The organism is bacterium (assembly GCA_016703265.1).
Taxonomy (GTDB): domain Bacteria; phylum Krumholzibacteriota; class Krumholzibacteriia; order LZORAL124-64-63; family LZORAL124-64-63; genus CAINDZ01.
Genome location: JADJCK010000001.1, coordinates 571,500 through 585,739 on the forward strand (window position 1 = coordinate 571,500; position 14,240 = coordinate 585,739).

Sequence of the window (14,240 nt, forward strand, 5' to 3'; positions counted from 1 at the left end):
GATCGCCATCCTCAGAACGAATACCCCACCACCTCCGGCCCCTCACCACTCCCGCCATCCCGCACATTCCGCACCACCACGACACGCTTCCCCGGCAGCACGAACCAGTTGTCGAACCGGGCGTCATCGGGCCCGCGCAGTTCCACCCGTTGCAAGTACTCGCCTGCTTCCGAATACACGTCGTAGGCGACGAACACGCCCGCGCCCAGCGGCGGCTCCGGCGACGGCGTGTATACGCACACCCGCCCGAGCTCGTCGCACCACAGGTAGGCCACGAACGGGTCCGCATCGGCGACTTCCCGCCCCGCGCCGCTGCCCTGCCTGGTGAACCTGGACGCGGTATCAGCCTTCTCGGCAGCGGTCCGATTGCGCCTGGCGGTCACCAGCTTGATCTCTACCGGTTCACCACCACCGGCCGGCAGCATCAGTATACGGGGACGGTCGCGGTCCGGGGCCAGATACACGTTTCCGGCGCGGCTCACACCCCAGGCTCTCCACACGAAATTGTAGAGTTCGGCCTCGTTCGTCGCTGGCCCCACGAGAGACGCAGCGGTGTCGGGGGCGCGATACAGGATCGCGGACGCCGTGCCGTCATCCGGAACGCGGGCCAGGACAGTCTGGAAGGCGCGCGTCTCCTTGGACTGGTCGGCCACCATGAAGGCCGCCACGTAGCCGCCGGCAATGCGACGTGCATCGTAGGTGGCCAGGGTACCGCTGCCGTCCGCATTCAGGCGCAGGTGGCCGCCGGACGCCGGCTGCCCCGCCGCATCGAACCACACCAGGCGGGACGACATCGCATCCAGCAGCCCGACCCGGCCGTCGGGCTCGACGAAGAGCCGGGATGGCATCCGCGTCTCGCCGGGACCGTCGCCGGGGCCGCCGATCGTGCGCAGGAACGCGCCCTTCGGGTCGATCACGAGCACCGTCTGCAGCTTGAAGTCCAGGAGGTAGGTATTGCCGGCGGCGTCGGCGGCGACGTCGATGATCTCGCCGATCATCGGGGAGTCATCGGATTCGGTCAGGTGCCATTGTTCCTCGAGGGTGGCGGTTACCAGCGATGGTTCGGTGATGGCGGGGGCTGCGGAGAGGACGCATGCAAGCAGCGTGAGGATCGTGCATATGTGCTTCATGAACTCGCTCCTGTTGGCTCTGCAGGCAAGCACCATGAGTGTGGCTAGTTCATGCTGCCCATGCCAGATGCGAATGAGTGCGCCCAGAATCCGATTCCTGCGGCAGCAGCCACGATGGCCACGAGAAACACGTTGCGAGTCACGGAGCTTCTTTCGCTTTCGATCGAGTAGATCTCAGAAGCCGGAATCGTTTGTTCTTCCACGCCACCGCTGTTCTGCAGGACCAGCACAATCTCCGACTCCGACACTCGAACGACCTGCCCGTAACGCTCTTCGCCCGAACTCATCGTCACACGAACTCTGGTGCCAGGTTCGGCAACCATAGGCGCGCGTCCATCGCCATGTTCCGCTGCTGGTAAAGCTAGCGATACTCGTCGATAGCTCGCACAGCTCGAAAGGATCGCTAGCAGCGCAACGCATGCAACCAGTTTTCCCGCAAGACGCATGACTCAGCTCCCGCTATCAAGCCAAGTGCGCAGCACCGATAAAAGCGTGCCGCAATGTTCGCTGGACCGCCCAACACCAGCTTCAGCAGCGAAGACTGCTCGCGCGGACCGTGCGCAGGCACGAAACGTGACAGGCGGCTTCGTCTGCTGCAAGCTCTGGTTATGCAACGCCGAGGCCTCCAGAAATGCACAGCTCCACAAACCGCTTACCTGTGAAATCTAGTACGAATGCGCGGCCAAATGAGCTGCGGTATGGCTCACGCGCAAGGTCGTCATGAACCTCAAGCGCGCTGGACTCGACGCTGCCGTCGCAAACTAGAACTATCCACTGTTCGCTTGAGTCACTCAACAGCGATCGGCATCGCGCCTCCTTTGCGTCAAGTGCCGACTGGACCAGATCGTGCGTAGTCTTGCCAACCCAAAATGCCCCCGAAAAATGCCATTGAGGGCCACCCTCATCGCCTAGGTACACGACGGACACAGAATCGACCTCTTCAGGCCAATCCGGACCCCAATTTGCCTCCGCCGAGAACTCCCGGTGGTCGCCTGGGCCGATCGGTTCGCGCGTCACCAGCGCGATCAACATCCGTGATATCTGCGCGACGCGATGATCGCGGATAGGTGTATTCTGCGAGAAGATGACAGCTACGTCGAAGTATGCGCTCGCAATCTCACAGTGCAATTGCATCGCCCTTTCAACGACGGCCGTGGCCAAGCCCCTTTGCCGGCGCTGCGGACTACCGCGCTCCTGTTCGTCTGCGTAGATACGACGCACCTCGATGGCAGCCGCGCATTCTCCAAATCGCGCAAGAACATCCGGGGGATCTTGCCCAGGCGCCAACTCCAAGTGGGCAGGAATCCCTCCCGCCTGCTGTAGCAGCCGCACCGCGCATATCTCAAACTGTTGCTTCTCGGTGAGCATGCAGTCCTTTTGCACTACACCAGCTTCAGCAGCGAAAACGGCTGGCGCGGGCCGATCGTCAGCACGGACCGTGACAGGCGGCTTCGTCTACTGCAAGCTCAGGTTAGGCGTCGCAGCGTGCCGATTCAATTGCATACACACCTTTGCCGACATTCTCGCAATTCAGGAGATGATGGCAATGTTTGACATCTTCGCGATGCCCTCCAGAGACTCGTAGATGTAGTAGTGGCCGACGATGCGGCACACCTTCACCTCAAGACTGCCTGTGTTCCAGAAGAACTCGATCGCGCCTGGCGCTCCAGTTGTCGGCCTCACTCCTGTCATTGGAACAAATATTCGGAATCCATCCATGTACACGAAGGTCAGCTCCTTGATGGTTACTCCACCGATCTTCAGGTAGACAGGACAGGCGCGACCCGTTGGATCGGGGTACACCGTGGTCCATCTTTCGGCATAGGCCTCCGAACAGTCACCGAAATGGATTTGAAATGTGTTGTCCGCCCGGCAGACCCAGACGTCCTTGTTGTCGATCTGCGCTTCTTCCCACACCCCTTCTTCCAGGAGCTTCTCAAAATCGTCAAGGGTGTTGCGCGGTTTCAATTGGTCGGCCATCTGCGCTAGGTCATGCCTTTGCTCTGCACTGGACTTCCTGTAATAGAGATACGTAAATAGCCAAGAGAAGAAGGCACCTACTACTATGCCCAGCGCCAAACTCATCCTTGCACCCCCATATCGTACACCTAATACCTTGCTTCAGCAGCGAAGACGGCTGGCGCGGCGCCTGCGCAAGCAGGCGACGTGACAGGCGGCTTCGTCTGCTGCAATCTCTGGTTAGGCAACTGGGCCATCAACTCTCGTCGCCTAGAATTTCAGCTTCTTTAGTGTCTCGAGCCTCTCGCGCCGCTCTCGAATCTCCTTCTGGATTCTCTCTTGCGCAGCTCGCTCCCGCCCTTGTGCTTCCCTTATCCTTTGTTCATTCACCATACTCGTTACAATTGGAATCCAACTCTTGAATGTGTCTATCACGCCCTGAGCGTTGCTGTTGTCTACGCGTTGGGCGATTGCGAAATTTCTATTGAATTCGAAAGTGCCAGGACCATTCCCATGAAGTGACCTGTGGCTATATAGACCCTGTCTAAAGAACTGAATCCAATCAGCGGGCGGCTCGGCATTCAACGTCAGAATGAGATGCCCGCGCTCAATATCGACGTCGATGATTGAGAGCTCCGGTATCTCATCCGGAGTGTACTTCGCCACGACCTGTTGCTCGGCAGCCCGCAGTTCCTGAGCCGCGAGATATTCGGTTCCTCGCGAAGAAATCTCCCGCTTCAGCTCTTCAATCGATTGATATCGCTCTCCGGGATCTTGCGAGATCAACCGCTCAACAATGTCGTCGAGAAACGCATGACTCGGATGTGCCCTGCCGATCGTGCGGTAGTTCGTGCCGTGCGGAATTTCACCCGTAAACAGCTCATTCAACATAAGCCCTAATGAAAACAAGTCGGCGCGGTGGTCCACAACTTGCTGCTGTCGCTGCTCCGGCGCGGCGTAAACGAAGTTCGCCAGGCGTTCTTTGTCGTGCGTGTTGACTATAGTGCGAAGAAGCGGTTCAGCGAAATGTGCTATGCCGAAGTCCGCGACGACAACTGTATCGCCCACGAGTACGTTTTCCGGTTTCAGATCTCGGTGCCATACCCCCTGAAGGTGAGCGGCCTCAACGCCATCCAAGATTTGCGCAAATACCTTGAGCCCTTCAACCGGATCATCTGACGGCATTTCTGACCGAAGAGTTCGCTCGTACAAGGGCATGACATAGAACGGGACCGTAACCTCGCCGTCGGTTGCCGTGCCGTAATCATACACTGAGATAACGTTCTGATGACGGGTCTTCTGGCAAAAGTGGATTTCGTTCTTGAACCGTCTCAGCCGCTGACTGTTCAATGACTCGGGCTTCAGAGTCTTAAGTGCCCAGCGCCCGCCGTTCTCATCCGAGACCGCGAATACTCGACCGGAACCGCCCTCGCCAATCAACGAGGCAACGGTGTATGTCCCAAAGGCACTACGAAATTCACGGGCTTTCGCCACAGGCAAGCTCCTTGGACTTGTCGCCTAACACTCAATTGACCAGAACTCCCTATGCACCCTTCCGAATCACCGCCACCCAATGCGTCCTAACCCCCGGCACCAACCTGACCAGATTGTACACCACCGCAAACCGCGGCAACAACACCCGCGCCAACGGCGGCGCCACCGTCACCCGCCGCGCCTCGATCTCGGCCCCCGGGAACAACCGGCGCACCTCCCCCATACGCACGCCCTTTACGTCGGGGTTGCGGGGGTTGTCGACATGGAAATCATACCAGAGAATTAGGCCGCCAGGTGCCGCCACGCGCAGCATCTCACTGGCGATCGCGGCGCGCACCTCGCGCGAAAGCACGGACGAGAACATCACGAACTGCGAGACCAGGCCGAAATGGCCGTCGGGCCAGGGGATCGCACGGGCGTCGGCCTGGCGGATGTCGCAGGCGGCGGGCAGGCGGGTGAGGGCGCGTTCGACGCGGTCGGGCAGCAGGTCCAGGCCGTGTGCGTTGGCCGGATCCACGCCCCAGTCGATCATGCGGCGCAGCCAGTAGCCGCCGCCGCAGCCGACGTCGAGGGCGCGCGTTTGCGACAGGTCTTGTGAACCGGCGCGATCCAGGGCGCGGCCCATCAGGAACAGCAGCTCGCGCTCGACTTCCTGCAGAGCCAGGAGATACGCCTTGTTGAAGAACGAGTACCGGCCGCGGTTCTCGCGCTTGGCGTAGGCTTCGCGGATACGCTCAGCCTCGTCGGGGACGCCAGGTTGGTTTGTCGTCATTGGCGCCTCATTCCAACGTCTCCCAACGAACTCCGCCGAAGTTGCCCCGCCGTTCCCGACCGGATGGTAGGTCGAGCGGCGAATCCTGACCAGTCTCGATTGGCACTGCGGCTGTCAGCGGGAAAGGTCCGTGACGCCCTTGGTGACCGTGCCCGCGCGGGAAAGCAATCCGCGCAGGAACCCCAGTCCGTATCCCCAGTGGAAGGCGAAGAACGCCGCCGGCAGCATCGGCAGCAGGTTCCTGCCCCGGCTCCTGGCAGTGACCAGGCTGCCAACGGCCACGAACGACAGGTACGCCGAGAGCCAGGCGCCGAAGAGCCAGATCAGCGGTCGGTAGAGAGCAGCCGCCGGCAGCAGGACAATCCCTGAACCGACGAATGCCGCTGGCACGTAGTGCCGCCAGGACGCCGCGCCACCGTGCTTGCGAATGACCGCGACCTTCCAGAATCCATACTGGTAGTACTGCCGGAACAACTGCGTCAGGCTGCCGCGCGGGCGATACCACGATCGTATGCGCGCAGACTGCCAGATCACCAGGCCTGCCTTCTTGATGCGGAAGTTGAGTTCGTCGTCCTGGTTGCGGACGAAATGCTCGTCGAACATCCCGACCTGGATCAAGGTGGCGCGGGGCCAGCACCCGTAGGTGACGGTATCCACCTCGCCCTCGTACTCGGCGAAATGGAACCGCGCGCCGCCGACGGCGAACGGGGATCCATAAGCCGCCGCAATGACTGAAGCCATGTATCCGACCGGTTCGGTGCGTGCGGCGCCGCCGACGTTCGCGGCCCCGGTCTCCACGGCGACTTCGAGACACTGCCGACAGTAGTCGTCCGCGTATCGGGTGTGCACGTCCATGCGGATGATGTACTCGCCACGGGCAGCCATGATCGCGGCGTTGAGGCCCGGGGAGACGTGCCGGCGGGGATTGTCGATCACCCTCAGGCCGGGGAGCGTGGCGCTGCAGCCGGCAAGGACCTCGCGGGTGCCGTCATCGCTCATGCCGTCGGCGATGATGATCTCCAGGCCGGACACCTGCGCGGTTTGGCGCTGGAGGTCGGCCAGGAAGGACCGGATGTGGCCGATCTCATTGCGGCAGGGGACGATGATGGTGGCGGAGGGCAGAGTCCCCGGAGGGCTACCTTGGCCAGGCGGCCTGCTTCCGGAGGCATGTCCTTGATACGCCACGGTCACTCCAGTTGGGTGCAAAGAGCCTGGCCTCGTACGGGGACGACCGGCCAAGCGGAACCGGAATGGGCCAATCTGCCATCAATGGGCCCGGTTGACAACTACCCCATTCGGCGCCGGCCCGGCTTTCAAGTGTCGCAACATCAGATTTGGACACTTTGCGTCACCCTGTGCTATAAGCTAACGTCCGCTGCAGCCGTGTATTTGGCCGATCCTTGGCCGAATAGACCCCGGTCAGTCCGTCAGCCTTTCCAGAGGGATCCATGGAACTTACAGCAGCACATGACTACGTAAGGTCACATCTGCGGCACGCCATTGTGGTGACCGCCGTGCTGTTCGTGCCGGCGGTAGTCTGGCTCTGGCTGCAACCGGACCAGTATACGGCAACAGCCAAGCTCCTTCCCCAGCACGATCGGCTGGCCAGCGGCGGCCTGGGCGACCTGGCCGGTGTTGCGAGCTCATTCGGCCTGAGTCTGGGTGGCGGCTCATCCGGGTATGAGCAGTTCCCGGCGATCATCAAGAGCAGGCGTCTCCTGCTGCCGGTGGCCACCCGTAATGTGCCCCTGGCGAGCGGCGACTCCGTCTCCGTTGCCGAGCTTCTTGGGATCGACGAGCCGAAACCCGAGCTCCGTACCGAGAAGACCATCAAGAAACTGATGCTGAATGCTGTCAGCGTCGTCACCGATCGTAAGACTAAGGTCCTCAGCATTCAGGTGACGATGAAGGACCCGGTGGCCGCGGCCGTGATCGCCAACCAACTGTCTCAATCCCTGAACGAATTCAATCGCCTGCAGATCAACACCACGGCCACCGACCAACGGCAGTTCATCGAGGGTCGACTAACCGATGTATCGCAGGCACTTGCCGATGCAGAATCGCGGCTTGAATCATTCCGCGCCTCGAATCAGATGATTCGCGCGTCGGCGTCGTTGCAGCTCGAAGAATCCCGACTCATGCGCAACGTCTCCCTGCAGGCCGCGCTATACACGGAGTTGCAGCGGCAGCTCGAAATCCAGCGGATCGACGAACGTCGCAACACCAGCACCATCAGCGTGCTCGAGCAGGCCTCGGCGCCCGTTATCCCCGCCGGGCCTCGTCGGGCGCGCATGGCGGCGCTCGCTCTCGCCGGGTCGCTCGTCGCGGGCTACCTGCTCTTGTTCGCTCAAGGCGTCAGGATCTGGGGCCGCTGACCAAGCAGCAGGAAAGGCCAGCGGGCCCGGACGGAGCAGATTTTGGGGCGCACCAGGAGACTTTCACCATTCCTCAATGACTTCGCAGCTACCGTTGCGACTTCGATCCTTATTACGATCAGCCTCTTGTTGATCACCCGTGTCATCGCCACGAAATTCGGTCCCGAAGACCTGGGCGTCTATGTGCTCTTTCGGCGAGTTGGCGCGTTCTTCGTGCCGATTGCGACGTTCATGATCGGCGTCGGGTTGACGCGCGCGGTCGCCATGTCCAAGCCCCACGACAGGTCCCTCGCCACAAGCGCTGCCATCCTCGGACTGTTAGGCACCACGGTTGCTGGCTTGTTGCTCATGCTGGCGCCGCATTTCAAGTCGCAGTTGTCCTCCGAAGTCCACAAGATCGCGGCCATTGCACATCCCCTTGTGGTATTTCTATTCGCGAATCTCATTTTCACCCTTGCCTACTCCTGGTACCGCGGCACCGGCGAGATGCGAAAGGCCAACATCTGGCAACTGATGTGTGTGGCCCTGGTTCCGCTCGCCGCGACGTTGATGCTCGCCGGACGGAAGCCGATCGGGAGCCTGCTCATCGTCATTGCGCTCGCCTACGCCCTTCCCATCGCTGTCGTCATCAATCTTGTCCGCCCCCGCCCCGGTATCTCGGCGAACCGATTGCGCGTGCAGATTGCGGAACTCGCACGTTACTGCCTGCCACGCATTCCCGGCAGTCTGGGCCTGACAGCAATCCTGGCACTGGCGCCCCTGGTAGCCGCCTTTCGACTGGGGCTCACCCAGTCCGGCTATCTGGGCGCAGGACAATCGATATTTGCCGTCTCTGAAGGCGGCGCAACAGCCCTATCGCTGCTGCTGCTGCCGAAGCTGTCCTCACTCCTGTCTGAAGGTCGTACGACGGAGATTCGCGAGCGCGTCTCCAGATGACCCTCTTCTCGTCCAGGTCGGACTTCCTCTTGCCCTCATTGTGCCGCTGTTTGCACGCGAGATCATTGCAGCCTGGCTTGGAAGCCTGTATTCGCCGGCTGTGACGGTGATGCAGATCTACAGCATCGGCCTGTTCCCGTACGTTGCCTATGTGGCGCTGCGATCGGTCCTCGACGCAACCGAAGTAAGGGCACTCAACACGGTGTCCATTCTCACGGCACTTCTACTGCAGGCTGTTGCGCTTCTCGTCGCGCTCCGATCCGATCTGGCGGTGGAGTACTATGCCGCTACAACTACGCTTGCGATGGCCACACTTGGCGCCCAGTCGTTCTATTTTGTTTGGCGTCGTGGAACCCTGAGCCTAACACGCAGCGAGATCCTGTTTGCAATCGGCGGGACCGTGCTGGTCGTCGGACCCGTGCTGGCCATCGAATTGCTGGCCCGGAATCAGCGTATACCGGGTGACGGCACCGCGCTCAAATTGACCGCAACAATTGCGACCGGGGCCCTGTATCTGACCATTCTCTACCGCTCACGCAGCCGATGGATTGTCGCCCTCAAGAAGAGGATGCCCTCCAGTGCGTGAGCAGTATCTCACAAGAGCCAATCCTGCAGCGCTCATGTCATGGGCGCGAATGGGCATCGCCATCGTCGTTCCCCTTGCGGTGGGTTCCTTGTGGGGACCCCATGGGTTCCGTGTCGGGCTGATGGTCGTCGCGACCATCATCGGCGGCAGATTCTTGCCTGGTGCGGCTGTGGCATTTCGGTTCGCCGCCCGACAATTCCCCTGGTCTGGCTCGTCACCTATGTGGCAATGATCGCCGCACCCGGTGCTGTCATCGCCGCCGACCCGGAGCACTTCGCCCGGAGTCCATTCTTCTGGTCGGCTACTGCCACCCTGCTGACGGTTCCGCTTGGCGTTCTTTTCGCTTCTTTGGCGTGGCGTCAGACCGAGACTGAGGCCGACGAGTCCTTTGCCCGCGAACCCGCCCAACTGCAGCGTCCTGATTTGTTCGGCCGGATGCTCGCATTTGGCGCAATCGCTGCTGTAGCACTTTCGGTCGCTTATCTCCTCGAATCCGGCACGCCTCCCCTTTTGGCGATGATCCAGCAACCGGGCGAATACCTGCTGCTTCGGGATCTGCGGGAAGACAGCTTCAAGCTGCTGGATTCACCATTGCGGTATTTCTACTACGTGCTCCGAACTTTCGGATGGCCGTTTATCAATACGCTGTCCCTAGTACGTGCGCTCCGGTCACATCAGGCCAAATGGCATCTGGCGACTACCGTGGTGCCGGCCTTGGGATCATCTACGCATCGCTTTCCATTGCCAAGCAACCGGTCGCGGCGATTTTCGCGATCATGTTCCTGGTCGTTCTGATCATGCGAGGTCGGGAGATCAAGACTTCATCTCTCGTGGCCATGCCGATAGTCGTCCTCAGCTTTCCCGTTACGGTCGTGCTGATGGCCCAATCCGGCACGGGCGTGAATTTCTGGTCTGCCGTTGGCGCCATCTTGAACCGCTTGTTCTACATCCCGGCCTACGTGCTGTACTACTACTTCGAAGTGTTCCCCCACCAGGTCGGCTACCTCAACGGCCTGACAGTCGACAAACTGGCCGCAATCCTTGGCCGGGAAACGTTCGATTCGGCCAACTACGTGTACCGCTACATCTACCCCGAGCGGATCGACTCCGGCCTGGCCAACGCAGCCTTCATCGGGAATGCGTGGGCTGATTTCGGCTTTGTAGGAGTCCTGGTTAGCGGCGTGGTGCTCGGATTCCTGATGCAGGTCTCGCAGATATTGTTCTTCAGGTCACAAAAGACTTTGTACGATCTGGCGGCGTATGCGTTCCTCATTTTCGGCTTCTGGCTAACGAATTCGACGGCGCTGCCTACCGTCCTGTTGTCGAACGGCGTGATTTTCGCACTTCTGGCGCGGTACATCCTCAACCGTCTGGACCAGGCTAGCCTCAAGCCTACGGCGCCTGTTTCACGCGGACCGGAGAGCGACTGATGCGCGTTGTCCATGTCACATCCGTGCATCCGGCGACCGACACGCGCATTCTCTACAAGGAATGTGCAACGCTGGCCGCCGCCGGCCATGAGGTCCATCTCGTGGCTCCTGGCCACGTCGGACAGGACATGGAGCTTCATGGTGTCCGGATCCACTATGTCGAGCAAGGATCGTCGCGGTTGCACAGAATGGTCGTTGTCGGAGCGCAAGCTTTGTCACGCGCCCTCGCGCTTCGACCGGATGTCCTTCATCTGCATGATCCGGAACTTCTCCTGCATGCCACGTGGGCCCGAATGCGCTGCCGCCGTGTGATTTTCGACATGCATGAAGATCTGCCGAAATCGCTGCGGACCAAGCACTGGATCGCGAAACCATTACGCGTAGCCGCCTCGGCTGCCGCGGCTGTCATGGAACGCCTGCTGCTGAGCGGCATGGAAGTCGTCTACGCCGAGGACAGTTGCCGCGGCGCGCGCCCGTGGATCCGGAATTTCATCACGCTCCACAACATGCCGATCGTTGCGTCACTGGCGCAGTACGATCGCCAGTGCACTCACCCCCCCAGCCTCGGCTACATCGGGAGCATCACACCGTCCCGCGGTTGCCTGACCACGCTGGAAGTCCTGGGCGAACTTCAGTCGCGTGGCGTTGCCGTTGCGCATGACTGTGTTGGTGATGCGAGCCAGGAAGTGCAGGCCCAAATGGTCCGGCTGATCGAGGAACTGGAACTCACCAACGTGAGGCTTCACGGGTACCAGCCGGCCGATGCCGGATACAGGATCATCGCCGGCACGACCATCGGGCTGGCCATCCTTCATCCCCCTGGATATCAAGGGCATCGCCGATACCATCGAGATGCTGCTTTCCGACGCTGACCGACTGGCCCAGATGGGCAAAAATGGGCGAATCGCCGTCGCGCGGTCGTACTCGTGGGAACACGAATCCGCACAACTCTTGCGGATGTACGACGAAGGCCGATAGCGGGAGACCGCTGACCCCCGCTAATTAGTCCGATCAATCACCAACCAAACCGTAGCCAACCCCGCCAAAATCCCGCTGATCTCCTTCAACTTCGACAACGTGCTCTCCCCCTCCGGCGGCGCCTTCCGCGGCACGATGATCGTCGAGCCCGCGATCACCTTCGAGCCGCCCTTGTTCGGCAGCGACATTCCGTTGGGCCACACCACGCGCGACTTGCCCTTGTCGGCCTTCTCCAGGAAGCCGCCGGCGCGGTTCACGTACCAGTTGATCTTCTTGCCCTCTTCCCAGACCAGGCTGGTGGGGAAGCCCACCTCGCCCACCACCTTCACGGTGAACATGCGGTCGGGGATGATCACCTCGTCGCCGTCCTGCAGGATGATGTCGTGTTCGCCGCCGGGCTCGCGCAGGGCCTTGGCCAGGTCGATGGCCACGTTGCCCACGCCGTCCTGCTTGCGCTGCACGCGCGCGCCCTCGAGGTACGCGTCGGGGCGCAGGCCGCCGGCGCGGCTGACCAGCATCGACAGGCGCTCGTCCTTGCGTTCCAGGCTGAACTGGCCGGGGAAGAACACCTCGCCGCGGATCATCACCGTCTGCTGCATTTCCCACCAGGGCAGGCGGCGGATGGCCACGCGGTCGTAGGGCAGCAGCATGAAGCCGTCGTCGCGCGCCAGGAAGTCGGCGCCCAGGGGCACGTTGATCACTTCGACGGTCTGCTCCGGGCGCTTCGTGATGTCGGTGCTCATCACGGCGTCGGTCAGCAGGCGCGACACCTCGGCCTGCAGCAGGTTGGCGCTGTCCTTCAGGCCGCCGGCCTTCAGCACCAGTTCGCGCAGGGTCATCCCTTCGCGCCACTGCGGCGACACGGGCTCGTACACCTCGCCGGTGATGTACACCTGCGGGCGCTGCTGCAGCTCCCAGCGGGCGAACACGTGCAGCATGTCGCGCGTCTGCAGGGGCACCGGCGGCTGGCTGCCGTCGATGGTGCCGGCCAGCGGCACCGTGATCGAGAACAGGTCGCCGCTGGGGCTGGTGCGGTCGATCACGGCCTTGTCGGTCATGGCGTCGGGCCACAGGCCGCCGGCCATCGCCACCAGGTCGGCCACGGTCTGGCCCTCGCGGAATTCGTAGCGGCCCGGCACCTTCACGCTGCCGCGCACATCCACGTAGCGGTCCAGCCGCTCGCCGATGGAGTCGACCACCACATGGTCGCCGTCCAGCAGCGTGCTGGCCGGGCTGCCCGGCGCGGGCTTGCCGTCCTGCAGCGCCACGTCCAGGAACACGTGGTCGGGCTGGCCCGGCTTGCGGTCGGCGGCCGCCAGCACGCGGCGGATGTGCACCAGGTCGGGCACGGCCTGCGGCGTGAGTCCGCCGGCGTAGTCGAGCAGGTCGATCAGGTCCTCGCCCGCCACCATCTCGTAGTACATCGGCCGCCGCACCGGCCCGGTCACCTGCACGCGCCGCTGGCGATCGGGAATGAAGACCGTGTCGCCTTCCTGCAGCAGGCGATCGCCCTTGCGCTCGCCGCGCACCAGGTAGTCGTACAGGTCCAGCGTGGCCACCGTCTGGCTGCCGCGCATCAGGCGGATGTCGCGGAAGCTGCCGGTCTCCGCCGGCCCGCCCGCGGCGTACAGCGCCGTCAGCACCGTCGACGCCGAGCTGAGCTGGTACGAACCCGGCCGCGTGGCCTCGCCGATCACGTAAATGCGGATCGGCCGCAACTGGCCCAACGTCACCTCGACCTGCGTGGCGCCGCCGCCGCTGCCGGCCTGTGCTCCGTCAATACTGGCATGGCTGCGCGCCAGCTGATCGCGGATCGAGGCCTCTGTCTCGCCCAGCGTGCGCCCCGCACAGGTGACCTTGCCCGAACGCGGCAAAATGATGGTGCCGTCGCGATCCACCACGCGCGTCAGCTGGAAATCGACCTCGCCCCAGGCGTGGATCACCAGTTCATCGCCCACGCCCAGCCGGTAGTCGGCAGGCACCGGCCCGAAGCTGGGCGGCTGGAACACGCCGGCATCCAGATGGAAGAAGTTCGCGCCGAAGGTGGCGTTCTCGCCCACCAGCAGCGAATCGGTCGCGGCCTGCCCGCCGTTCTGCAGCGCCTCGAGCGTCGACAGCGGCAGCACCACGGTGGCATCGGTGTCGCGCCAGAACGTGCCGCTGTTCGTGTCGTCGATGCCCTCCATCGACGTGCGGCCCGGCTCCACCGTGGCCGGCTCGCCCGGCACGGCACCCGGCTGCACGGCCTGGCCGCCGGCCTGGTTCGTGTACTGCCGGATCAGCTCTTCCTTGCTCAGGCCCGTGCGGCGTGAGGCTTCCTCGAGCATTTCGGGCGTGACGTTCTGCGCCACGGCCGGCACCACGGTCGTGACCGCGGCCAGGATGGCGACGAAGAAGGCCAGCACGGTGACAGTCGTGCGGGCAGACAGGCGGTATTGGCGCATGGGCGGGCCCTCCCTGGCCCGGACGCCGCCACTGGGCCGGGCCGGGAGACGGCGCCGGGGCCCGGGGCGGGCGTTGCTGTCCGGATTGTGGCTTGGCGGAAGGAATTGGTCAAGGTCGGGTCGGGGCCGGGAAATG

The 14,240-nt window shown here is 62.5% G+C and carries 14 protein-coding genes; 6 read left to right on the forward strand and 8 right to left on the reverse strand.

Annotated elements, in window-relative coordinates; translation table 11 throughout:
• Positions 1-11: 11 nt before the first annotated feature.
• The 7 genes from IPG61_02570 to IPG61_02600 form a co-directional block, all read right to left on the reverse strand.
• Positions 12-1,130 (reverse strand): 6-bladed beta-propeller, encoded by a 1,119-nt coding sequence (locus IPG61_02570; protein ID MBK6732974.1) that lies wholly within the window; start codon positions 1,128-1,130, stop codon positions 12-14.
• Between the two features lie 44 nt (positions 1,131-1,174).
• Complete coding sequence (locus tag IPG61_02575) at positions 1,175-1,576, reverse strand: hypothetical protein (protein MBK6732975.1); 402 nt, start codon at positions 1,574-1,576, stop codon at positions 1,175-1,177.
• 160 nt (positions 1,577-1,736) lie between these two features.
• On the reverse strand, positions 1,737-2,498 hold the full coding sequence (locus tag IPG61_02580; protein ID MBK6732976.1) for a hypothetical protein: 762 nt from the start codon (positions 2,496-2,498) through the stop codon (positions 1,737-1,739).
• 162 nt (positions 2,499-2,660) lie between these two features.
• Complete coding sequence (locus IPG61_02585; protein MBK6732977.1) at positions 2,661-3,215, reverse strand: hypothetical protein; 555 nt, start codon at positions 3,213-3,215, stop codon at positions 2,661-2,663.
• Positions 3,216-3,359: 144 nt separating this feature from the next.
• A complete protein-coding gene (locus tag IPG61_02590; GenBank protein ID MBK6732978.1) occupies positions 3,360-4,583 on the reverse strand; it encodes a serine/threonine protein kinase in 1,224 nt (407 codons plus the stop codon).
• A 49-nt stretch (positions 4,584-4,632) separates the two neighbouring features.
• Entirely contained in the window at positions 4,633-5,355 is a 723-nt protein-coding gene (locus IPG61_02595) for a class I SAM-dependent methyltransferase (protein ID MBK6732979.1), read from the reverse strand.
• A 114-nt stretch (positions 5,356-5,469) separates the two neighbouring features.
• Positions 5,470-6,477 carry a glycosyltransferase family 2 protein gene (locus IPG61_02600; GenBank protein ID MBK6732980.1) on the reverse strand — a complete coding sequence of 336 codons (1,008 nt, stop codon included), beginning with the start codon at positions 6,475-6,477 and terminating at the stop codon, positions 5,470-5,472.
• A 326-nt stretch (positions 6,478-6,803) separates the two neighbouring features.
• Between IPG61_02600 and IPG61_02605 the strand changes: the two genes are divergently transcribed.
• The 6 genes from IPG61_02605 to IPG61_02630 all read left to right on the forward strand — a co-directional run bounded on the left by IPG61_02605 (position 6,804) and on the right by IPG61_02630 (position 11,554).
• Entirely contained in the window at positions 6,804-7,730 is a 927-nt protein-coding gene (locus tag IPG61_02605) for a hypothetical protein (GenBank protein MBK6732981.1), read from the forward strand.
• A 42-nt stretch (positions 7,731-7,772) separates the two neighbouring features.
• On the forward strand, positions 7,773-8,666 hold the full coding sequence (locus IPG61_02610) for a hypothetical protein (protein ID MBK6732982.1): 894 nt from the start codon (positions 7,773-7,775) through the stop codon (positions 8,664-8,666).
• Between the two features lie 106 nt (positions 8,667-8,772).
• Positions 8,773-9,252: a hypothetical protein gene (locus IPG61_02615; GenBank protein MBK6732983.1), complete on the forward strand. Its 480-nt coding sequence runs from the start codon at positions 8,773-8,775 to the stop codon at positions 9,250-9,252.
• A gap of 222 nt (positions 9,253-9,474) precedes the next feature.
• A complete protein-coding gene (locus IPG61_02620; GenBank protein MBK6732984.1) occupies positions 9,475-10,047 on the forward strand; it encodes a hypothetical protein in 573 nt (190 codons plus the stop codon).
• Positions 9,936-10,682 carry a hypothetical protein gene (locus IPG61_02625; protein ID MBK6732985.1) on the forward strand — a complete coding sequence of 249 codons (747 nt, stop codon included), beginning with the start codon at positions 9,936-9,938 and terminating at the stop codon, positions 10,680-10,682. The genes IPG61_02620 and IPG61_02625 overlap by 112 nt, the downstream gene beginning before the upstream one ends.
• Entirely contained in the window at positions 10,682-11,554 is an 873-nt protein-coding gene (locus IPG61_02630; protein ID MBK6732986.1) for a glycosyltransferase, read from the forward strand. Before IPG61_02625 ends, IPG61_02630 begins: the two co-directional genes overlap by 1 nt.
• Positions 11,555-11,680: 126 nt before the next feature.
• Here the strand turns inward: IPG61_02630 and IPG61_02635 are convergent, their stop codons facing one another.
• Positions 11,681-14,104: an SLBB domain-containing protein gene (locus IPG61_02635; GenBank protein ID MBK6732987.1), complete on the reverse strand. Its 2,424-nt coding sequence runs from the start codon at positions 14,102-14,104 to the stop codon at positions 11,681-11,683.
• Between the last annotated feature and the right edge of the window lie 136 nt (positions 14,105-14,240).